Genomic DNA, 22,096 nt, shown 5'->3' on the forward strand with positions numbered 1-22,096 from the left:
GATAACATGGCTGAAGCTGCGGCGGCGCCGAGTGCGCTCGAACGAACCACCATGCGCCGTGTATCCTGGCGCATCATGCCGTTCATGATGATCTGCTATCTCTTCGCGATCCTCGACCGCGGCAATGTCGGCATGGCGTCGCTGCAGATGGTGCACGATCTCGGCATGTCGAAGGCGGTGTTCGGCTTCGGCGCCAGCCTGTTCTTCTTCTCCTACTTCCTGATGGAAGTGCCCAGCAATCTGGCGCTGCAGCGCTTCGGCGCGCGGCGCTGGATCGCGCGGATCATGATCACCTGGGGGATCATCTCGGCCGGCATGGCCTTCGTCCAGGGCCAGAACTCGTTCTACGTCATGCGCTTCCTGCTCGGGGCGGCGGAGGCCGGCTTCTTCCCCGGCGTGTTGCTCTATCTGACCTATTGGCTGCCCGCGAACTATCGCGGTCGCCTGATCGCGCTGTTCGGCATCTCGATCCCGGCCGCGAGCTTCATCGGCTCGCCGCTGGGCGGCCTGCTGCTCGATCTCGACGGCCTGCTCGGCCTTCGCGGCTGGCAATGGCTGTTCATCGTGGAAGGCGTCCCAACGGTGCTGCTCGGCCTCGTCTGTCTGGCCATTCTCACCGACCGCCCAGAGGAGGCGCGCTGGCTGCGCGACGACGAGCGCTCCTGGCTGTGCAACGAGCTCAATCGCGAGAGGGCGGGCCGTCCGTCTGCGGCGGCCAAGACCGGCTGGGGGTCGTTCCTGCAGCTCTTGCGCAACCCTGTCGTCTGGGCCATGGCCCTCGCCTGCTCCGGCGCCTCGGCCGCCGGCTCGGTGCTCGGCGTCTGGCAGCCGCAGTTCCTGAAATCATTCGGTCTCACCAACCTGGAGACCGGCCTGATCAACTCGATTCCCTATGGCGTAGCCTGCGTGCTGATGGTGCTATGGGGCCGTCACTCCGACAAGACGGGGGAGCGCCGCTGGCACACGGCGCTGACGCTGCTGCTGATCGCGTTCGGCTTCCTCGGCGTCTTCGTCATCCACTCCTTGATGGGCACCGTCATTCTGCTCAGCCTCGTCCTGGTCGGTGCCTACGCCTTCAAGGGCCCGTTCTGGGCGCTGTCGTCGGGCTGGCTCGGCGCGGGATCGGTCGCGGCCGGACTCGCGATGATCAATGCTGTGTCGAACCTGATCGGCGGCGGCCTGATGGTGAACATCTATGGCAGCGTGCTGGATGCGACCGGCAATTACGGATTGGCACTGCTGCCGATCGCGATCGTGACCACGATCGGCGCCGGGCTGGTGCTTGTCATCAGCCGGCCGCGCAGTGCCGACACAGCGATCCTGGCTGCCACCAAGGAGGCGTGACATGGGCAAGTCCTCTCACGTCACCCGGCGCGGCCTGCTGCTCGGTGCCGCGGCACTTGCCGCCCTGCCGCGCTCGGGACGAAGCCAATCCACCGACACCGTGCGTTGGTCGGCGGGAACGGCGCCGCCCGCCAGGAGAGCGCCACCGCGCGCGACCGACTGCCACTTCCACACCTACGACGCCGGCTATTCGACGGCGCCCGGCGCGGCGCTGACGCCGCCCGACGCTTCGCCCGAGGACTACAAGGCGCTGCAGCGCCGGATCGGCACCACGCGCGGCGTGCTCGTCACGCCGTCGACCTATGGCACCGACAACAGCCTGCAGTTGGCGTCGATGAAGGCGCTGGGGCCTGAGAATGTCCTGATGGTGGCCGTCGTCGCCGAGGATGTCCCGGACGCTGAACTGAAGCGGCTCGATGCGCTCGGCGCGCGCGGCGTGCGCTTCAACCTGCCCTTCCCCGGTCCGCTCTCGGTGGCTTCGCTCGAAAAGCTGTCGCCAAGGCTGGCCGCGCTTGGCTGGCATTGCGAGATCAACATGCGGCCGCAACAGCTCGAAGCGGCACAGGATCTGCTGCTGCGTCTGCCATCCCGGATCGTGATCGATCACCTCGGCGCACTGCCGGCCGACGGCCTCAACAGCAATTCCTACACAATCATTCGCAGGCTGCTCGACAAGGACAACACCTGGGTCAAGCTGTCGGGCGCCTATCTCAGCAGCCGGTCGCCCTACGCGGAGAGCGCCGCGATCACCGCGGCCTATGTCCGCGCCGCGCCCGAGCGCATGGTGTGGGGCAGCGACTGGCCGCATCCGACCCGCAAGCCCGACGACAAGCCCGATGATGCCGAGCTGTTCGACCTGATGGCGAACGCGATGCCGGATCAGGCCACCTTGCAGCGGGTCCTGGTCGACTCGCCTGCCGAGCTCTATGGATTCCCGGCATGAGCTGGTTCGCGCCGCCCCGCCGCATCGACACCCGGATCTTCACCCGGCTGCCGGATCATTTCCGCAAAGCCCGGCGCAGCGCCTGGGCGGATGCGAACCAAGGTGGCCGCGCCATCGACAGCTTTCTCGAAGGCCCCTCCTTCGACCGTCAGGGCCGGCTCTACGTCACCGACATTCCGTTCGGCCGCGTCTTCCGGATCGATCCCGACGGTGCTTGGACCCTCATCACCGAGTATGACGGCTGGCCCAACGGCCTCAAGATCCATGCCGACGGCCGCATCTTCATCACCGACTACAAGCGCGGCCTGATGCTGCTCGATCCCGGCAACGGCCAGATCACGCCGTTCCTGGAGACGGCGGCGACCGAGAGCTTCAAGGGCGTCAACGATCTGGTGTTCGGACGCTCCGGCACGCTGTACTTCACCGACCAGGGCCAGACCGGCATGCATGATCCCACCGGTCGGGTCTGGCGGCTCGGCACCGACGGCCGCCTGAGCTGCCTCGTCAACACGATCCCGAGTCCGAACGGCATCGTGGTCGATCCCCACGAGACGTTCCTGCTGGTCGCCGTCACCCGCGCCAACCAGGTCTGGCGCATTCCGTTGCCCGCGAGCGGGATCACCACCAAGGTCGGCGTGTTCGTGAACCTGCACGGTGGTCCGGGTGGCCCCGATGGTCTGGCGCTCGACCGCGACGGCAATCTCCTGATATGTCACACCGGCTTCGGCTCGGTGTGGCGGGTGTCGCATGTGGCCGAGCCGCTCGACCGCATCGTCTCATGCGCTGATGTCGGCACCACCAATCTCGCCTTCGGCGGCAAGGACAATCGCAGCCTGTTCGTTACCGAGAGCCGGACCGGTTCGATTCTTCGCGCCGATCTCGAGACCCCGGGTCTGCCGATATACTCGCACGCCTGAGGCGGCCTAAGTCAGGCGAAGCCGAATAGCTTCGCCGGATTGCCGACCAGAATCTTGTCGCGGATCGCATCGTCCGGCGCCCAGTCGGACAGCAGGTCGAACAACAGCGCATCGTCCGGCTTTTCCTTCTCGGTCGGATGCGGCCAGTCGCTGCCCCAGATCACCCGCTCCGGCACCGCCTGCACGCAGGCACGCGCCACTGCGCTGGTGTCGGCGTAATCCGGCGGACCGAGCCTGGTGTCGGCATAGGGCTCCGACAGCTTGATCCAGCCCCGGCCTTTATCGGCGAGACGCAGCATCGCCTGCGCGCCGGGATGGGCCAGACCGATGGGCTGCGGGATGCGTCCGAGATGGTCGAACACGACCGGCACCGGCAGTGCCGCGAGCACGGCCTCGTGCTGCGCGATCTGGTCGCCGGACATCAGCACCTGGACATGCCAGCCGAGCGGCGCGATGCGCTTCGCGGTCTGCTCCAGACGCTCCGCCGTCGTGACGCCCCAGGATTGCGGCGTCAGGAAGTTGACGCGGACGCCGCGCACGCCGCGTTGGTCCATCCGCTTCAACTCGGCGTCATCGATGCTCTCGTCGATGACGACGATGCCGCGCGCCTCACGGCCGAACTGGTCGAGCGCATCGAGCAGGCATCGGTTGTCGACGCCGTAGGTCGAGGGCTGCACGATGACGTGCCTGACGACGCCGAGCCGCTTCTGCAGCAGACGATACTCGGCGACCGTCGCGCCGTCCGGCCGGCCGCCACGCCAGTGCGGCGAGACCGGAAAGCGCGAATCGTAGATGTGATGATGGCTGTCGCAGGCGTTTGCCGGCGCCTTCAGCTTTGGCGGCTCCGAGCCGGCCGAGTTCGGCACGCTGTCGGCGGCTGCGGGTCTCGTGCCGATCAGAGCGGCGGCGCCGGCGGCCAGCAGGTTGCGACGGGTGATCATGCGGCCTCCTTCGTTTTGACCGTGTCGCGGGCGGGGTCGCCGAGCACGGCCATCACGACGGTGCCGATGAGCAGGATCGCGGACAGGACATAGAGCGGCGTCGAGAAGCTCTTCGTCGTCTCGCGGAGATAGCCGATCATGTAGGGACCGACGAAGCCGCCGAGATTGCCGATCGACACGATCAGGGCGAGACCGGCCGCAGCCGCACGCCCGGTCAGAAAGCCGGACGGGATCGCCCAATAGGTCGCCTGGAACGACAGGATGCCGATGACGGTCACCGTCAGCGCCAGCATGGCCGGCAGCGGCGCCGCGAAGCTCGCGCTGACCGACAGCGCCACGCCTGCGGTCGCCAGCGCGCCGCAGACGAACCAGAGGCGGTGCCGGGCGCGGTTGGCGAGGCGTGCCCACAGCAGCATGCAGATCGCGCCGAGCGCGTACGGCGCCGCAGAGATGAAGCCGACCGCGACATAGCTGACACCGAAGCCGCGCACGATCTGCGGCAGCCATAGGCCGACGCCAAGCGAGCCGCAGATGCCGCAGAAATTCACCAGCGCCAGCACGAACACCTTTGGATTGGCGAACGCATCGCGCAGCGTGTTGCCGTGGCGGGCGGCCAAGGTCGCCTGCTCTGCCGTCAATTGCGCATCGAGCGCACGTCGCTCGTCCGCGTCGAGCCATTTCGCCTCGCTAGGGCGATCCGACAGCACGAACAAGCAGGCGATGCCGAGCAGGACAGCCGGCAGCCCCTCGATGATCAGCAGCCATTGCCATCCGGCGAGGCCGGCAAAGCCGTCCATCGTGAGCAGCGCGCCCGAGATCGGCGAGCCGATCATGTTGGCGACGGGAATGCCGACCAGGAAGGCGGCGGTCGCGCGGCCGCGCCAGACGCCGGGAAACCAGCAGGTGAAGTAGAGATACACACCCGGCGTGAAGCCGGCTTCCGCCATGCCGAGCAGCAGGCGCATCACCGAGAAGCTTGCCGGCCCGGTCACGAGGCAGGTGAGCGTCGACAACAGGCCCCAGGTGATCATGATGCGCGCGATCCACAGTCGCGCGCCGACGCGCTGCATCATCAGGTTGCTGGGGATCTCGCAGAGAAAATAGCCGAGGAAGAACAGCCCGGCGCCCCAGCCGAACTGCGAGGGCGTGAGGCCGAGATCGCGGTTCATCTGGAGGCCGGCGAAGCCGACATTGATGCGGTCGAGATAGCTGACGACGTAGCAGACGAAGATGAACGGGATGATGCGTCGCATCACCTTGCGCATCGTCGGCGTGATGTCGAATGCGGGCGCCGCGCGCGCAGCCTCGCTCTCCATTCCGTTCCTCCGTGGCATCTTGTTGGGCCGTGTGACGGCCGAGCTTGAGGGCACCATAGGAGGCGAAAATTGAAAATGCAACGGTGTTGCATTTTTCTAAGGGCTAGCGCAGGCGTCCGAACGCGCAAAGGCGCACCGACGAGCGGCGGCCCGTCGATGCTTGGATCGCGATGATTGAGTGCGTGAAACGCTGGACGGCGGGTGGGGGCGACTGCGTTCGGACGCTCAGCCCCGTGCCACAGCAATCTCCCCTGACATGATCGGGGGAGATTTTCCTCGGATCTAGCCGCCGCTGCGATAGACCTGGATGTCGAGGTCGCGGATCTTCTTGCGCAGCGTGTTGCGGTTGAGACCGAGCAGATCGGCGGCGCGGATCTGGTTGCCGCGGGTCGCGGCCAGCGCGGCCGTGAGCAGCGGGATCTCGATCTCCTTCAGGATGCGGTGATAGAGGCCCGGCGGCGGCACGCCGTTCGGAAAGCCCTGGAAGTGCGACGATAGATAGGCCTCGACGGCGCCCCCGAGATTGTCGATCGAGGTCGGCGCGTTCGAGCCGGTGGTGACCGCCGGCGGCGCCAGCTCGCCATCGATCACCGAGGCCGTGATCACGTCCTGGGGATACAGCGCGGCGAGGCGCCGGGCGAGGTTTTCGAGCTCGCGGACGTTGCCCGGCCAGCGGTGCTGCTTGAGCCGCTCCAGCGCCGCGGCATCCAGCTTCTTCGGCGGCAGCCCGTCTTTCTCCGCCAGCGCGAAGAAGTGCCGGACGAGGTCAGGCAGGTCCTCGATGCGCTCGCGCAACGGCGGCAGCCGCAGCGGCACGACGTTGAGGCGGAAGAACAGATCCTCGCGGAACAGGCCCTGCTGGATCAGGATGCGCAGGTCCTTGTTGGAGGCCGCGACGATGCGGACGTCGGTCTTGATCGGGGTGCGGCCGCCGACGGTGGTGTATTCGCCCTGCTGCAGCACGCGGAGCAATCGCGTCTGCGCCTCCATCGGCATGTCGCCGATCTCGTCCAAAAATAGCGTGCCGCCCTCGGCCTGCTCGAAGCGGCCGGAGGCGCGGGTGTTGGCGCCAGTGAAGGCGCCGCGCTCATGGCCGAACAGCTCCGATTCGATCAGGTCGCGCGGGATCGCCGCCATGTTGACCGCGACGAACGGGCCGTTGCGGCGCTTGCCGTAGTCGTGCAGCGCGCGCGCCACCAGCTCCTTGCCGGTGCCGCTCTCGCCGGAGATCATCACCGTGAGGTCGGTCTGCATCAGCCGCGCCAGCACGCGGTAGATATCCTGCATCGCCGGCGAGCGGCCGACCAGCGGGATCGACTCGAACTCGCTGTCGTCGGGCTGGCTCGCCGCCCGCTCCTTCGGCTCGGCGAGCGCCCGGCCGACGATCGCGATCAGCTCCTTCAGGTCGAACGGTTTTGGCAGATACTCATAGGCGCCGCGCTCGGAGGCCTTGATCGCCGTCATGAAGGTGTTCTGCGCGCTCATCACGATGACCGGCAGGTTCGGCCGCATCTTCTTGATCCGCGGCAGCAGGTCGAACGCGTTCTCGTCGGGCATCACCACGTCGGTGATGACGAGATCGCCCTCCCCTTGGCTCACCCATCGCCACAGTGTGGCGGCGTTTCCGGTCAGCCGCACCTCGTAGCCGGCGCGTGACAGCGCCTGGTTCAGGACCGTGCGGATGGCCGTATCGTCGTCGGCAACGAGAATGCTACCTGCAGGCATAGGTGGTCCTCAATTTGATCCCTGTGAGGCATGCGACGGCGTCCCCGAAACGTCATCGCGATGGCCTTGGTCTGGATATTTGCTCGCGCTGTACATCGGCATCAGCACCCGGAAGGTCGTCTTGCGCGGCTGCGATTCGCACTCGATGATCCCGCCATGGTCGCCGATGATCTTCGCGACCAATGCAAGACCGAGGCCGCTTCCGGTCGGCTTGGTGGTCACGAACGGATCGAACAGGTTCGGCATCAGGTCTTCCGGCACGCCCGGGCCGTTGTCCCTGACGCAGAACTCCAGCGGCAGCGACACGCGCGACTTCTTGCCCGGCACCGACAGCCGCACGCCCGGGCGGAAGGCCGTGGTGAGCTGGATTTCGGCGTCGGAGCCGAGATCGACGACTGCTTCGGCGGCATTCTTGACCAGGTTCAGGAACACCTGGATCAGCTGGTCCTGGTTGGCGAGCACCGGCGGCAGCGACGGGTCGTAGTCCTCGATGAAGCGGATGTTGCGGGCGAAACCCGACTGCGCCAGCCGCTTCACGTGATCGAGCACGGAATGGATGTTGACCGGCCCGCGCGCCACCGGGCGGTCGTCGCCGAACACCTCCATGCGGTCGACCAGGGTGACGATGCGGTCGGCCTCGTCGCAGATCAGCCGGGTCAGCATGCGGTCCTCGGAGGAAGCCTGCTGCTCCAGCAGCTGGGCGGCGCCACGGATGCCCGACAGCGGGTTCTTGATCTCATGCGCCAGCATCGCCGCCAGCGCGATCACCGAGCGCGCGGCGCTACGATGGGTGAGCTGGCGGTCCATCTTGTCGGCGATGGTGCGCTCCTGCAGCATCACGACGATATGCCCCGGCCGCTCCGGCAAGGGGGCGACATGAAGATCGACGAGCCGGTCGGCGCCGGTGCGCGGCGTGCCCAGGTCGACCTTGTACTCGTTGACTGGCGCGCTGGTCGTGCGCACCTGGTCGATCAGCGCCAGCAGCGGCGAGCCGAACGGCACCAGCTTCTTCAACGACTGCCGCTGCAGGAACTGCGTGGAGGAATCGAAGAACGATTCCGCCGCCATGTTGGCGTCCATGATCATGCCGTCCGGGCCGATGACGAGGACCGGATTGGGCAACGCGTTGAGGATGGCATCGCCATCGGACGGAAGGCGCTTGCGCTGTTCTGCGGCTGAGCTCATGCGGCTGCACTCCAGGCAAAATCGTCAAAGGCCTCACGCAGCGCCCGATGCACCTGGGACGGCTGCTCGGATGTCAGGATACGCTCGCGCCACGCCTTCAGTTTTTCGGCCGGCGCCTGGGCGTGCGCGGCGGCGACGTCGAGCCCCCAGCTGAGATGCTTGCGGGCGTGGCGCAGGCCGACCCGCTCGCCATAATGGCGGCAGATCTCGTCATACAGCGCGGTCAGCAGCGCGAGCTGCTGCGTCAGCTCCGGCGCGCCCTCCTCGGCGCCGCCGTCGAGCCGGCGGCCGATCTGGCCGGGCAGCCAGGGCTGCCCCTGCGCGCCGCGACCGATCATCACAGCATCGGCGCCGGAGGCGTCGAGCGCCTCGCGCGCATCCTCGTAGCTCGTGATGTCGCCATTGACGACGACAGGCAGGTCCACGGCCTGCTTCACCGCGCGCACTGCGCTCCAGTCCGCCTCGCCCTTGTAGAACTGCTGCCGCGTCCGGCCATGCACGGTGATCAGCTGCACGCCGGCGGCCTCCGCGCGGCGCGCCAGCTCAGGCGCATTCAGGCTGCGCTCGTCCCAGCCGAGCCGCATCTTCAAGGTCACGGGCACGTCGACGGCCTCGACCGTCGCCTCGATCAGCGTCAGCGCATGATCGAGATCGCGCATCAGGGCTGAGCCGGACTGGCCGCCGGTGACGTGCCGCGCCGGGCAGCCCATGTTGATGTCGATGATGTCGGCGCCGCCATCGGCGGCGACCTTGGCACCCTCGGCCATCCAATGCGCCTCACAGCCGGCGAGCTGCACCACATGCGGGCCGATGCCGCCGGCCTCGCAGCGCAACCGAGATATCCACCGCCCGCGGACGAGATCGTCGCTCGCGGTCATCTCGGACACGACCAGGCCTGCGCCCAGCTCGGCCGCGAGTCGGCGGAACGGCGCATCGGTGATCCCCGACATCGGCGCCAGAACAGCCCGGTTGACGAGCGAAACGTCACCTATCTTCAAGGCTTTGGCGGGTATATTGGCCGTAGCGGTCACGAACGACTCTTCGAGCTCATCGACGCATCATTGCGTCTGCCCCGCACTCTCAAGCACAATTCTTGGGCAGTCAAGCGTCATGCCTACACTTTAGCCAAAACAACCCGTAATTCAAGTGCAGTGCAGCAAAATATGCTTGTTCGACAGTCATGGTAAACCCGGAAGCCGACGGGATTTTGCATGGCTCCGTGCATATCCTCCTGGGCCCTTCGCGGAATCCGAGGGCCAAAATCACGCCCACTGCAGATCCGCAAGGCGGCCGAGCTCGGCCGCGGCTCACGCAATGTGTGATCCTGCTCGCTTAACATCTTCTCCGGATGTAAGAAGCCGCGTCCATTCACCGCTCCCCATCTCATCAGCATCGATACCCTGTTCCCATGACGACTTCCCAGCGGACTGCAGCCATTCTCGTCGCGGCCGGACGTGGCCTGCGCGCCGGCGCCGGCGGTCCGAAGCAATACCGGACCATCGGCGGCCGCACCGTGATCCATCGCGCGCTCGCTGCCTTCGCGGAGCATCCCGAAGTGGCCGTGGTGCAGCCGGTGGTGAACCCCGATGACATCGACGTCTTCAATGCCGCCGTCGCCGGCCTACGTCACGAAGCGCCCGCGCGTGGTGGCGCGACACGCCAGGCCTCGGTGCTCGCTGGCCTTGAGGCGCTGGTGCCGCACAAGCCTGAGATCGTGCTGATCCACGACGCGGCCCGTCCGTTCGTGACGCCGGCCGTGATCTCGCGCGCGATCATCGCTGCGAACAAGACCGGCGCCGCGATCCCCGTCGCGCCCGTCACCGATACGATCAAAGAGGTCGGCGCGAGCGGTGACATCACCGCGACGCCGGAACGTGCAAAACTGCGCATCGCGCAGACGCCGCAGACTTTCAGGTTCGACACGATCCTGGAGGCGCATCGCCGCGCGGCGCGCGAGGGCCTCACCGAGTTCACGGATGATGCGGCGATCGCCGAATGGGCGGGATTGACCGTCGCGACCTTTGAGGGCGATGTTGCCAACATGAAGCTCACCACACCGGAAGATTTCGTGCGCGAGGAAGCGCGGCTGGCCGCATCGCTCGGCGACATCCGAACCGGCACCGGCTACGACGTGCACGCCTTCGGCGAAGGCGACCATGTCTGGCTGTGCGGCCTGCGCGTACCGCATACGAAAGGCTTCCTCGCCCATTCCGACGGCGATGTCGGCCTGCACGCGCTGGTCGACGCCATTCTGGGCGCACTGGCCGACGGCGACATCGGCTCCCACTTCCCGCCCTCCGACATGAAGTGGAAGGGCGCCTCCTCCGACCAGTTCCTCAAATACGCCATCGAGCGCGTCGCCGCCCGTGGCGGCCGCGTCGCCAATCTCGAGGTCACGATGATCTGCGAGCGTCCGAAGATCGGCCCCTTGCGCGACCAGATGCGCGCGCGCATCGCCGAGATTTCCGGCGTCGACATCTCGCGCATCGCCGTCAAGGCCACCACCAGCGAACGCCTCGGCTTCACCGGCCGCGAGGAAGGCATCGCGGCGACGGCCAGCGCGACGATCAGGTTGCCATGGGGCGCATGAATCCGGGCGGCCCTCAGAGCTAAGATCGAAGCGAACACGCGCAAGGGGACGTTGACTGCTTCGATGAGAAACGAGATCGAGCTGATCTCTGGACGTCTGAGTCGAAGTATAACGGCGAGCGCAGTGCGCTCCCTCTCCCCGTTCTTCACGGGGAGAGGGTTGGGGTGAGGGGCAGCCGCACGGTTGGTGCGTGCGGAGTCCCGTGCCCCCTCAACCGAGCCCGCGACAGCGTCTCGACATCCTCGAGGCCATCCAGGTTCGGCACGGCAATGTCGGGGTTGCGATCAGTTCGAGGACGAGCGGGACATGGCGAGCGAACGTCACATCGGCTCCACCAGCGCGCTGGCACGCTCGCTGCTCGACCTCTGCCGGTCGCGCAAGCTGATGATCGCGACCGCGGAGTCCTGCACTGGCGGCCTGGTCGCCGCCGCGCTGACCGAGATCCCCGGCTCCTCGGATGTCATCGATCGCGGCTTCGTCACCTATTCCAACGAGGCCAAGCGCGCGATGCTCGGCGTCGAGGCCTCGACCCTGCAGACCTTCGGCGCCGTCTCCAAGGAGACCGCCATCCAGATGGCCGTCGGCGCCCTCGAACGCGCCGACGTCGACCTCGCGGTCGCCATCACCGGCATCGCCGGCCCCGGCGGCGCCACCCCCGGCAAACCGGTCGGCCTCGTCCACTTCGCCGTCGCCGCCCGCGACGGCCGCATCACCCACCACGAACACCGCTTCGGCGCCATCGGCCGGAGTGCGGTGCGGACGCGGTCGGTGATCGAGGCGTTACGGATGCTGATGGAGCTTGCGAGGCCGCAAGTGCCGGCGAAGCCGAAGCGCGCGGCGGCGGCGCGCTTGCGCCCGCGCGCGACGCGGGCGCCAAGGTTGCACCCGGTGAAGCGGCCACCGAGGAGGCCGAGGACGTAATTGCCGTTGAAGGTTCAGTGCTCGCGCATCATTGTCATTGCGAGCGAACGAGCCTTCCTGAGAGACGATGATCGATCATCCGCTTCTGCGCGCTGTGACGACCTGGCCCGGGCGACAGCACACCCAGCTTGCATTCGAGACGATCGGCTTTTCGCTTCATCGAATCTGGCAGGACCGCGTCATTGAATTTTGCGGCCAGGAGCGGGCAGCCCTGCTCAATCGATACTGGGATGAGACGGCCCTGGAGACAATGCAATCCCTTGGAAGGAGTGCACCAGACCGGCGCATCTTTCAGATCGAGCCGACATGTCGTTCGTCGTTTCTCGATGATCTGTTTGCGGCCAGGGATTTTCAAGACCCGAACTATCCCTATCCACCTCTTGTCAAATGTCTCTTCCATCGCGCAAAAAGATTGTGGATCGATCCGGAGTTTCGGGAAGCGGAGGTGGCCTTCTTCGACCGGGCACACAGAGCGGAAACCGACCGGTTTGCCGTTCAGACGACGGGATGGACGGGAAGGAAACGCGACGTCATCCCGTTCGCCGATGAGTTTTGCAAGTCGCTTGACTTCAAAGCGTTGCGCAAGTGCTGGCGTAAAAACACCGGAAACCTGATCTTCGAAGTCGGCGTCGACCTCGGCGGCAATCCCTACTGCATTACGCCTCCTATGAAGTTCAAGATCTTTCATGCCGACGAACGCGACTTCGTCTACGATCTGCAAGGTGGTTTGTCGCTCGAGCGGCTCGTACCGGGTTTTGATGAATACGCTCGCTGCCGTGATGCGGCTGGCTACGTTCTAGGCATCAGAGCTCATATTGAGCTGTTCAACGTCATCGCCGGCTCGTTGAGTTGCTCCCCAGCATAGCCGCCAGCGCGTGGCCAGGCGAACCCGCTGACAAACATAAGCGGTTTGCGTGCCTGCCCTGGAGAGGGTGAGGCGACGCTGCCGCCTCACCCTCAGTCGTCATCCCCGCGAAAGCGGGGATCCATACCCACAGGATCCCGCGTGGCGGCACATCGGTGGCTCAGATCTCATCTCACTACATCGGCTGCGGAGTATGGATCCCGGGTCGGCGCCTCCACGGCGCTTTGCGCCGTTCCGGTTTGCCCGGGATGACAGCTGTGGGTGGGCCGACGCGTCCGTCTCAGCCCAAAAGTCCTCATGCGCGCCAAAACGGACGCTGGCACAGCCGCCGCGCTTCCTCGCGCGTCAGGCCGTAATCCTCCAGCACTTCGTCGGCCATCCAGGGCAGCTCCCGTGCGAAACGGCGGCGCTCGCGCCAGCGCTGCCACCAGAGCCGCAGCAATGACACTGGCTCGGGCTCGGCTCGGCTTCGATCGGCAGCCGGTAGCAAGTAGTAGACGTTGGCGCCGGGCCTGGGCGAGATGGAATGGCTCGACGAGGGATCGCGACCGCGTTCGAAGAGCCCCGGCGATCGCGAGGCGTCACGGAGCATCCGCGCCTCGATGGCGCTGACGCTCGGATCGTCGGTCGTGCTCGGCATAGCGGGCTCCCTTGCGAATGAAGAACCTGCCGGCAATAAAAAAGCCGCCAAGTCCTGGCGGCTGATCGGATCACTTGCTGCAAATCATCAGATTGTGCGTGATCCTCCCGCCGCCAGCGAGCTACGGTGCGTCCAACGACCAAAGCGATGAGTGGCGACGGTAATCATGGCCGGCTCTATAGCCGATCCATCTGTGGTTGTCATCCTCGAATGAGTGCGAGGCCGAGCGCCTGCCCCCAATTTGCTCAGGACAGAAACCCGCTCACCGTCCGCGCGAGCTGCCGCGCCAAAGCCCCCGGCAGCGCCTGATCGAAGATGTTGCTCAGCGTGCGGTAGTACCAGATCGTCCCGTCCTTTCCGCCGGTGAAACGTTGCCAAACGGCATCGCCGACCTCATCAAGATCGCGCACGATCGCCTCGGCGTTGTCGACCTTGTCGGCGAGCGACACCAGGAGCGATGACACCGGCTTGTGCGGCAGCTTGGCGAGATAGGCCTCCTTCCGCGGACGCCATTTAGGCTTCGGATCGACCCAGGAATCCGTGCAGTCCGCGACGATCTCGGCGACGCCATCGCCAAACCGCCTGCGAATCTCGTCCAGGGTGGCCTGACCGCCCTGGTCCTCGGCTGCGTCGTGCAGCAGGCCGGCGATCGCCTGCACCTCGCTGCCGCCGGCCGACAGCACCCGGCTGGAGACGCTCAGCAGATGCGCGATGTAAGGCACGTTGCCGCCCTTGCGGAATTGCATGCGATGCAGCTCCGCTGCATAGACCAGCGCTTCGTCGTAGAGTTTTGATAGTGACATTGGTTTGCTTTCTTCTCCTGATGGTCGAGGATCGTCATCGCAGACGTGAAACGCAATCAGTCGCCCCTAGGCGGCCGAGCGACAAAATAGCCCGCCCGTCGGGCAAATCGGCGATACAGCCGGCCGGCGTCGGTCGCCCTGCCCTTTCAGCGGCCGGAGAGCGAAGCCGAAGCCGTGCGCCGCGCGACGAAATTCTCCTGAGCATTCAAGCCCGACTGACTGTCCAGTCCTCGCCACAAAAATATTCTTCTTCCACTTTTCCGAATTAAATGCTTTCCTCCCTCATCCCGCCTCGCCACGAGGGGCGTATCGCGATCGTCACGACACGCGAGGTGGGGAGGCGATGGCCGCCGGTGGGCCGCAGCGCGTCTATCGACGTCGCGGACGAACGGCTTCTGGCGGACGTGAAATCGTGTGGTCCTGACGCCGCGACGCTGGCGTCAAGTCTTCGGGCGATGATCCCGGAGGCGACGGTGGCTAGAGAGCCGTACACCGGGGAGATCACGACATAAGCGTGAAGACCATCGCGCAGGGAATGCCGGATGTCGGCTGAACCTGTGGTGACTGCCGCCTGCTTTTTTGCTGCAGGCGGGCCATGGGTTGCGGCCAGCGCCCGGCATTCCCTGCGCCCTCGTGATTGTCCGGGGGCACGTCGAGCGGCAAAGCCCGGGCGTGTTCGCGCCGCGGGAAGCACCGCCTCGTCGTCTGTCGCGACACACCCGTAAATGTCCGGACCAACAATCGAAACAATACGGGAGTGCGACCATGCCGCCGAAAGGTTTTGGTTAATTTTGCCCTGCTACGACTCGCACATTCTTCTCTGACAGTGGATTCGGGACCCCCCATGGCTTTCTTCTCCGGCAAGTCGGCTGATCGCACGCACAACCTGTTGATGACCGAGATGTTCGAACGCCATCGCGACGCCATCCTGGTGATGTCCGAGGGCAAGATCATCGCCTGCAACGAGACCGCGGTCCGCTTTGGCGGCTTCCGCAGCAAGCAGGACCTGCTGTCGCGCTCGCCCGCGACGATGGCTCCGGAGATCCAGCCGAACGGAAAGCGTTCCGCCGACATGGTCAAGGAGATGGATGCGAAGGCCAAGCGGGAAGGCCATGCCAGCTTCGAGTGGACGACCAAGCGCGCCGACGGCAGCCCGGCGCTGGTGCAGATCACGCTGGTGCCGACCACGATCGAAGGCCAGACCTACGTCATGAGCTTCCGCCGCGATCTCTCCGATCTGATCGCCGCGCGCGAGGAGAAGAAGCGCGCGCTGGACCGGATTGCCAAGGATTTCGAAGCCAGCGTCGGCGCGATCGCCAATGCGATCTCCGGCGCCTCGCGCGAGGTGGAGACCACCGCGGCCTCGCTGACGACGACGGCCGATCAGGCGGCGCAGCGCGTCGCGCTGGTGGCCTCGGCGTCGAGCTCGGCTTCGTCAAACGTGCAGTCGGTCGCCGGCGCGACCGAGGAACTGTCGAGCTCGGTCAGCGAGATCAACCGCCAGGTCGCGACCTCCTCGACCATCGCCGCCGAGGCGGTCGAGGCCTCCTCCCGCACCAACGACCTCGTCAACAGCCTCGCCGACGCCGCCGCCAAGATCGGCGCGGTCACCGACATGATCAATGCGATCGCCAGCCAGACCAATCTCCTCGCTCTGAACGCCACGATCGAGGCGGCGCGCGCCGGCGACGCCGGCCGCGGCTTCGCGGTGGTCGCCTCCGAGGTGAAGAGCCTGTCGAGCCAGACCGCCAAGGCGACGGACGAGATCTCGGCCCATATCAGCGCGATGCAGCGCGCCACCAGCGATACGGTCGCCGCGATCCAGGGCATCGGCGGCACCATCGGCCAGATCAGCGAGATCGCCAAGACGATCGCGACCGCGGTCGATCAGCAGGGCCACGCCACGCAGGAGATCGCGCGCTCGGTCAGCCAGGCCGCGAGCGGCACCCGCGAGGTCGCGACCAACATCGGCTCGGTCAGCCAGACCGTGGAATCGGCCGGCGGCGCCGCGCGGCAGATGCTCGGCGCGGCCGGGCAGCTCGCCAAACATGCCGACGAGCTGCGCGGCAAGGTGAAGGACTTCTTGACCGCCGTCGAGGCGGCGTAGGACCGATCGCAGGCCTTGAGGTCCGCGATCAGACCCGCTCCGCGACGATGTCGCGGAGCAGCTGTTTGAAACGTGGATAGGACTTTTTGGAACGACGCGATCGGCGCGGCGCCGTCCCCGTACGAGTTGGCACACCGCCAACCTCACCCACCGCCGTCGTCCCGGGCAAGCCGTAGCGCAGCGGAGGCGCCGACCCGGGACCCATACGCCGCAGCAGATGTAATGAGACGAGATCGGAGTTACCTACCTGCCGCCACACGACACCCTGTGATTATGAATCCCCGCTTTCGCGGGGATGACGGCTGTGGGTGTGGCGCCGTCCGAGGTCTACCACCGGCGAGCATGGGAATGATTTAAGTCGACGACACTGCCGGCTTGCGGCCATAGATCGCATCGGCGCGCTTTTCGAACGCCGCCGACATGCGCGCGAACACCGTGTCGAACATCGAGCCCATCAGCATCGCCAGCATGCGGCTCTTGAACTCGTAGGCGATGAAGAACGTCACTTCGCAGGCATCCTGCCCTGTTGGCTCGAAGCTCCAGCGGTTTTCCAGGCTGGAGAACGGGCCGCTGACATATTCGACAAGGATGTTGCGGTTGGCGCGATCCAGCGTGACTCGGCTGGTGAAGGTCTCCTTGACCAGCTTGAACGACACGGTCATGTCGGCCACGATGACCTCGATGCCGTCGGGCTTGGAGTTGCGCTGGCGCACCACCAGCCGCTCGCATAGCGGCACGAATTCCGGATAGCGTTCGACATCGGCGACGAGGTCGAACATCTGGTCGGCCGTATGCGGCACGCGCCGCTTGTTGGAAAATCTCGGCATCTGGTCTCGATCAGCGCGCGAGCGCGTCGCGCGCGGCCTTCAGCTTGGCGAAGTCCTCGCCGGCATGGTGCGAGGAGCGCGTGAGCGGGCTCGCCGACACCATCAGGAAGCCCTTGGTGTAGGCGACGGTCTCGTAGTTGGAGAACTCCTCCGGAGTGACGTAGTTCATCACGGCGTGGTGCTTCTTGGTGGGCTGCAGATACTGCCCGATCGTGAGAAAGTCGACCTCGGCCGAGCGCATGTCATCCATCACCTGCAACACCTCGTGGCGCTGCTCGCCGAGGCCGACCATGATGCCGGACTTCGTGAAGATGGTCGGGTCGATCTCCTTGACCCGCTGCAGCAGCCGGATCGAGTGGAAGTAGCGCGCGCCGGGTCGGACCGAGAGATAGCGCGACGGCACGGTCTCGAGATTGTGGTTGAAGACATCGGGCTTGGCCGCGACGATCTGCTCCAGCGCGCCGTCCTTGCGCAGGAAATCTGGCGTGAGGACCTCGATCGTGGTGGTCGGGCACTTCGCGCGGATCGCGCGGATGGTTTCTGCGATGTGCGCGGCGCCCCCGTCGGCAAGATCGTCGCGGTCGACCGATGTGACGACGACATGGGCGAGGCCGAGCTTGAAGGTCGCCTCCGCCACGTGCTCCGGCTCGCCGGCGTCGAGCGCGGCGGGCATGCCGGTCTTGACGTTGCAGAAGGCGCAGGCCCGGGTGCAGGTGTCGCCCATGATCATGAAGGTGGCGTGCTTCTTGTCCCAGCACTCGCCGATGTTCGGGCAGCCGGCCTCCTCGCACACGGTGACGAGGCCGTTCTCGCGGACGATGTTGCGGGTGTCGGCATAGCCGCGGGTGGTCGGCGCCTTGACGCGGATCCAGGCGGGCTTGGCCGGCGACACCGAGTCCGGCCGGTTCACCTTTTCGGGGTGGCGGGGGCGCAGCGGCGTGTTCGCGTTGATGTCGACGATGGTGACCATGGGAACCCAAGCAAAGCTCTGTTGCGCCCTAGCTATTCCGAGCCGCGGCGCGCCGCAACCGGCTGGCCGAGGATACCAGGGCATGGCAGATATGGGCAGCGCCAGCGGGCGCTCATCCCGGCCAATTTTGTCGAGAATGGCGCAAAAACCGGCAAAAACTCCCGGAGTTTCACGGCCTCGGGCCCGAGATGCAGGCAAGCGGCTGACCCGATCGTTCTTCGCCCGCGACGTGCTTAAGGTGGCGCCGGACCTGATCGGCGCGACGTTCCTGGTCGATGGCGTCGGCGGCGTGATCGTCGAGGTCGAGGCGTATCACCACACCGACCCGGCGGCGCATTCGTTCCGCGGGCCGACGCCGCGCAACCAGGTGATGTTCGGTCCGCCCGGCTTCGCCTATGTCTACCGCTCCTACGGCATCCACTGGTGTGTGAACTTCGTCTGCGAGCCGGAGGGCTCGGCGAGCGCCGTGCTGATCCGGGCGATCGAGCCGACGCTCGGGATCGAGGAGATGAAGCGGCGGCGCGGGCTGGAGGATCTCCGGATGCTTTGCTCCGGGCCGGGCAAGCTGACGGAGGCGATGGGCGTCACGATCGCACACAACGCGCTGCCGCTCGATGCTTCCCCGATCGAGCTGTTCGCCCGCCCAGATGACGTCGAGGTCGTCACCGGCGTCCGCATCGGCATCACCAAGGCGGTGGAGCTGCCCTGGCGCTTCGGCCTGAAGGGCTCGCGGTTCGTGAGCAAGCCGTTTCCGCCGTCATCGCGAGGAGCGTAAGCGACGAAGCGATCCAGGGGCTGCGCGTGGGACCCTGGATTGCTTCGCTACGCCGCTACGCTCGCAATGACGCGGAGGGCGCGTCCTGTCAGACGCCTTGCAGCCGCGACAGCGCGTCCTGGAACTTGGCCTTGCGGGCCAGCGCCGCCTCGCGCTTCTCCTTCTCCTCCTCGACGAGCTCCTCGGGCGCGTTGGCCACGAACTTCTCGTTGCCGAGCTTCTTGTCGACGCGCTCGATATCGGCCTCGGCCTTGGCGATTTCCTTTCCGAGCCGGGTGCGCTCGGCGGCGAGATCGACGACGCCATTCAGCGGCAGCGCAGCCACCTCGCCGCGGACGACGAGCTGGGCGGAGCCTTCGGGCGCGGTGTCGGCAAACGAGATGTCCGACAGCCGTGCGAGTCGCTTGATCACCTCGCTCCAGCGCGGTGCGCGATCGCGGGTCTCCGCGGAGGCGCCGACGAGCGCGAGCGGCACCAACGTCGCCGGCGGGATGTTCATCTCGGCGCGGACCGAGCGGATCGCGGTGACGAGATCGACCACCCAGCCGATCTCGGCCTCGGCCGCCTCGTCCTTGAAGCTGGCGGCGTTGAACGACACCAGCACGGGCGGCACCAGCGGATCGCCGAAGCTCGCCGCCGACAGCGCGGCGATCTCGGCGACGGTCGGCGTGTCCACGCGATGCGGCCAGGGCGAGAGCGTCAGCAGGCTGTCGCGCTTGGCGGTCGACTCCCACAGCGCCTCGGTGATGAAGGGCATGAAGGGATGGAGAAGCTTCAGGATCTCGTCGCGCGCCCACGCGACCATCGCCTTGGTCTCGTCCTTGGCCGGCCCCTCGTCGCCGAGCAAGGTCGGCTTGGAGAGCTCGACATACCAGTCGCAATAGACGTCCCAGACGAACCGGTAGATCGCGTTGGCCGCGTCGTTGAAGCGATAGGCCTCGAGCGCCTCGGTGACCTCGCGCGTGGCCGCGGCGGCCTCATGGGCGATCCAGCGGTTCAGCGTCTCCTTGGCCGAGGCCGGATCGAAGCCCTCCGTCACCGTGCAGCCGTTCATTTCGGCGAAGCGGCTGGCGTTCCAGAGCTTGTTGGCGAACTTGCGGTAGCCCTCGACGCGCTGCGTCGACAGCTTGATGTCGCGGCCCTGGGCGGCCATCGCGGCCAAGGTGAAGCGCAGCGCGTCGGCGCCGTGCTCGTCGATCAGCGCGAGGGGATCGATGACGTTGCCCTTCGACTTCGACATCTTGGCGCCCTTCTCGTCGCGGACGAGCGCATGGATGTAGACGGTCGAGAACGGCACCTCCTTCATGAAGTGGATGCCCATCATCATCATGCGGGCGACCCAGAAGAAGATGATGTCGAAGCCGGTGACCAGCACGTTGGTCGGGTAGTAGCGCTTGACCTCCGGCGTATCGTCGGGCCAGCCGAGCGTGGAGAACGGCCACAGCGCCGACGAGAACCAGGTGTCGAGCACGTCCTCATCACGGGTGATGAAGCCTTCGCGCTTGTTGCGGTCGAGCGCCATTTCCCGGCCCTGCTCGGCCGTGATGACCTCCTGCTCGACGTAATAGGCGATGGCGTGGGAGACGGCCTCCTCCTCGGTCTCGGCGACGAAGGCCTTGCCGTCCGGGCCGTACCAGGCCGGGATCTGATGGCCCCACCACAGCTGGCGCGAGATGCACCAGGGCTGGATGTTCTCCATCCAGTCGAAATAGGTCTTCTCCCAGTTGCGCGGCACGAACGTCGTCGCGCCCGATCGCACGGCCGCGATCGCCGGCTGCGCCAGGGTCTTGGCGTCGACGTACCACTGGTCGGTCAGATACGGCTCGATGACGACGCCGGAACGGTCGCCATGCGGCACCATGTGGGTGTTCGGCTCGACGCGCTCGAGGAAGCCGAAATTCTCCAGCCGCTCCAGAATCTTCTTGCGCGCGGCGAAGCGCTCGACTCCGTGAAACTCCTTGGCGAACTCCTCGGAGCCCTCGGGCAGGCCGCGCAGATAGTCCTCGTTATCGACGAGGGTCACGCAGCCCTCGCGGTCGAGGATGCTGATCTGCGGCAGGCCGTGGCGGCGGCCGACCTCGAAATCGTTGAAGTCGTGCGCCGGCGTGATCTTGACCGCGCCGGTGCCCTTCTCCGGGTCGGAATAGGTGTCGGCGACGATCGGGATCTCGCGCCCGACCAGCGGCAGGATCACGCGCTTGCCGACGAGATGCTGATAGCGCTCGTCATCCGGATGCACGGCGACGGCGCTGTCGCCGAGCATCGTCTCGGGACGCGTGGTGGCAACCACGATGAAGCTGGTCGGATCCTCCGGGCTGAACGTCTTGCCCTCGATCGGATAGCGCAGGTACCAGAGGTTGCCCTTGACCTCGAGCTGCTGGACCTCGAGATCGGAGATCGCCGTCAGCAGCTTGGGGTCCCAGTTGACCAGGCGCTTGTCCTTGTAGATCAGCCCGGCGCGGTGCAGCTCGACGAACACCTTCACGACGGCCTTGGACAGGCCCTCGTCCATGGTGAAGCGCTCGCGGCCCCAATCGCAGGAGGCACCGAGGCGCTTGAGCTGGTTGATGATGGTGCCGCCGCTCTCGTCCTTCCACTGCCAGACACGTTCGAGAAACTTTTCGCGGCCCATCTCGCGGCGGCCCGGCTGCTGGCGCTCCATCAGCTGGCGCTCGACCACCATCTGGGTGGCGATGCCGGCGTGATCGGTGCCGGGCTGCCACAGCACGTCGCGGCCGCGCATGCGCTCGAACCGGCACAGGATGTCCTGCAGTGTGTTGTTGAGCGCGTGCCCCATGTGCAGCGAGCCGGTCACGTTCGGTGGCGGAATCACGATCGTGAAGGGATCGGCGTTGCGGCGATCGGGACGGCCGGCGGAGAACGCGCGGGCATCCTCCCAGACCAGGGACATGCGGCCTTCGAGGTCGGCGGGCTGGTAATTCTTCTCGATCATGACATTTCCCGGCAGGCGCAGGGCTGCCGTCCAATTGGTCGATGGCGGAACCTGTTCAGGTCTTTTGGTCGCGACCTGAAGAAGCTCCCGCAAGCTGTTGGGGCTCGGGCTTTTCTTACGCTGATCTCCGGCCGGCAGCCGCGCTCGGACGAAGCGCGGGCCGATCTCTCCGGCTGGTATCAGCTGGAAGGGCTAGAAAGCCGCGACAGGCTGCCAAGTCAACAGCAGCGGCAAAGATAGCGATCCCAGCGGGAGGCCGCAGCCCCTGCGACCT

Annotated in this window: 18 protein-coding genes; 8 read left to right on the plus strand and 10 right to left on the minus strand. The window is 66.2% G+C overall.

The features are described from left to right. Window positions 1-6: 6 nt before the first annotated feature. Genes BRADO_RS18040 through BRADO_RS18050 form a run of 3 tightly spaced genes read left to right on the plus strand, consistent with a single transcriptional unit; the run spans window position 7 to window position 3,204 of the window. On the plus strand, window positions 7-1,344 hold the full coding sequence (locus BRADO_RS18040) for an MFS transporter (protein WP_011926762.1): 1,338 nt from the start codon (window positions 7-9) through the stop codon (window positions 1,342-1,344). A gap of 1 nt (window position 1,345) precedes the next feature. Then, window positions 1,346-2,287, plus strand: coding sequence for an amidohydrolase (locus tag BRADO_RS18045; RefSeq protein ID WP_011926763.1), 942 nt, complete (start codon window positions 1,346-1,348; stop codon window positions 2,285-2,287). Beyond that, a complete protein-coding gene (locus BRADO_RS18050) occupies window positions 2,284-3,204 on the plus strand; it encodes an SMP-30/gluconolactonase/LRE family protein (RefSeq protein WP_011926764.1) in 921 nt (306 codons plus the stop codon). Before BRADO_RS18045 ends, BRADO_RS18050 begins: the two co-directional genes overlap by 4 nt. Before the next feature lie 11 nt (window positions 3,205-3,215). Here the strand turns inward: BRADO_RS18050 and BRADO_RS18055 are convergent, their stop codons facing one another. From BRADO_RS18055 to dusB, 5 genes are all read right to left on the minus strand, one after another. After that, window positions 3,216-4,145, minus strand: a complete 930-nt coding sequence (locus BRADO_RS18055; RefSeq protein ID WP_011926765.1) for an amidohydrolase — start codon at window positions 4,143-4,145, stop codon at window positions 3,216-3,218. Further along, window positions 4,142-5,461, minus strand: coding sequence for an MFS transporter (locus BRADO_RS18060; RefSeq protein ID WP_011926766.1), 1,320 nt, complete (start codon window positions 5,459-5,461; stop codon window positions 4,142-4,144). Before BRADO_RS18060 ends, BRADO_RS18055 begins: the two co-directional genes overlap by 4 nt. A 282-nt stretch (window positions 5,462-5,743) precedes the next feature. Then, window positions 5,744-7,186: a nitrogen regulation protein NR(I) gene (gene ntrC, locus BRADO_RS18065; protein ID WP_006613895.1), complete on the minus strand. Its 1,443-nt coding sequence runs from the start codon at window positions 7,184-7,186 to the stop codon at window positions 5,744-5,746. Window positions 7,187-7,195: 9 nt separating this feature from the next. Next, window positions 7,196-8,371, minus strand: a complete 1,176-nt coding sequence (locus BRADO_RS18070; RefSeq protein ID WP_011926767.1) for a nitrogen regulation protein NR(II) — start codon at window positions 8,369-8,371, stop codon at window positions 7,196-7,198. After that, complete coding sequence (dusB, locus tag BRADO_RS18075; RefSeq protein WP_083794910.1) at window positions 8,368-9,369, minus strand: tRNA dihydrouridine synthase DusB; 1,002 nt, start codon at window positions 9,367-9,369, stop codon at window positions 8,368-8,370. The genes BRADO_RS18070 and dusB overlap by 4 nt, the downstream gene beginning before the upstream one ends. Before the next feature lie 410 nt (window positions 9,370-9,779). Here dusB and BRADO_RS18080 point away from each other — a divergent pair, with 410 nt between their 5' ends. The 3 genes from BRADO_RS18080 (at window position 9,780) to BRADO_RS18090 (ending at window position 12,747) form a co-directional block, all read left to right on the plus strand. After that, window positions 9,780-10,961 (plus strand): bifunctional 2-C-methyl-D-erythritol 4-phosphate cytidylyltransferase/2-C-methyl-D-erythritol 2,4-cyclodiphosphate synthase, encoded by a 1,182-nt coding sequence (locus tag BRADO_RS18080; protein WP_011926769.1) that lies wholly within the window; start codon window positions 9,780-9,782, stop codon window positions 10,959-10,961. A 306-nt stretch (window positions 10,962-11,267) separates the two neighbouring features. Further along, window positions 11,268-11,882, plus strand: a complete 615-nt coding sequence (locus BRADO_RS18085) for a CinA family protein (protein WP_011926770.1) — start codon at window positions 11,268-11,270, stop codon at window positions 11,880-11,882. Between the two features lie 67 nt (window positions 11,883-11,949). Beyond that, window positions 11,950-12,747, plus strand: coding sequence for a hypothetical protein (locus tag BRADO_RS18090; RefSeq protein ID WP_011926771.1), 798 nt, complete (start codon window positions 11,950-11,952; stop codon window positions 12,745-12,747). A gap of 295 nt (window positions 12,748-13,042) precedes the next feature. Here the strand turns inward: BRADO_RS18090 and BRADO_RS18095 are convergent, their stop codons facing one another. Continuing rightward, complete coding sequence (locus BRADO_RS18095; RefSeq protein ID WP_041756681.1) at window positions 13,043-13,387, minus strand: DUF1127 domain-containing protein; 345 nt, start codon at window positions 13,385-13,387, stop codon at window positions 13,043-13,045. A gap of 245 nt (window positions 13,388-13,632) precedes the next feature. Beyond that, on the minus strand, window positions 13,633-14,190 hold the full coding sequence (locus tag BRADO_RS18100) for an HD domain-containing protein (protein WP_011926774.1): 558 nt from the start codon (window positions 14,188-14,190) through the stop codon (window positions 13,633-13,635). Window positions 14,191-15,034: 844 nt separating this feature from the next. Between BRADO_RS18100 and BRADO_RS18110 the strand changes: the two genes are divergently transcribed. Further along, entirely contained in the window at window positions 15,035-16,297 is a 1,263-nt protein-coding gene (locus tag BRADO_RS18110) for a methyl-accepting chemotaxis protein (protein WP_011926775.1), read from the plus strand. Window positions 16,298-16,650: 353 nt separating this feature from the next. Here BRADO_RS18110 and BRADO_RS18115 read toward each other — a convergent pair whose 3' ends face one another. Together BRADO_RS18115 and lipA are read right to left on the minus strand one after the other, a co-directional pair. Beyond that, entirely contained in the window at window positions 16,651-17,124 is a 474-nt protein-coding gene (locus tag BRADO_RS18115; protein ID WP_011926776.1) for a type II toxin-antitoxin system RatA family toxin, read from the minus strand. Window positions 17,125-17,134: 10 nt separating this feature from the next. Continuing rightward, complete coding sequence (gene lipA / locus BRADO_RS18120) at window positions 17,135-18,094, minus strand: lipoyl synthase (protein ID WP_011926777.1); 960 nt, start codon at window positions 18,092-18,094, stop codon at window positions 17,135-17,137. A 136-nt stretch (window positions 18,095-18,230) separates the two neighbouring features. Between lipA and BRADO_RS18125 the strand changes: the two genes are divergently transcribed. Continuing rightward, complete coding sequence (locus BRADO_RS18125; RefSeq protein WP_050781016.1) at window positions 18,231-18,869, plus strand: DNA-3-methyladenine glycosylase; 639 nt, start codon at window positions 18,231-18,233, stop codon at window positions 18,867-18,869. 88 nt (window positions 18,870-18,957) lie between these two features. Here the strand turns inward: BRADO_RS18125 and BRADO_RS18130 are convergent, their stop codons facing one another. After that, window positions 18,958-21,822: a valine--tRNA ligase gene (locus BRADO_RS18130; protein WP_041756683.1), complete on the minus strand. Its 2,865-nt coding sequence runs from the start codon at window positions 21,820-21,822 to the stop codon at window positions 18,958-18,960. Window positions 21,823-22,096: the final 274 nt, after the last annotated feature.

The organism is Bradyrhizobium sp. ORS 278 (genome assembly GCF_000026145.1).
Lineage (GTDB): Bacteria > Pseudomonadota > Alphaproteobacteria > Rhizobiales > Xanthobacteraceae > Bradyrhizobium.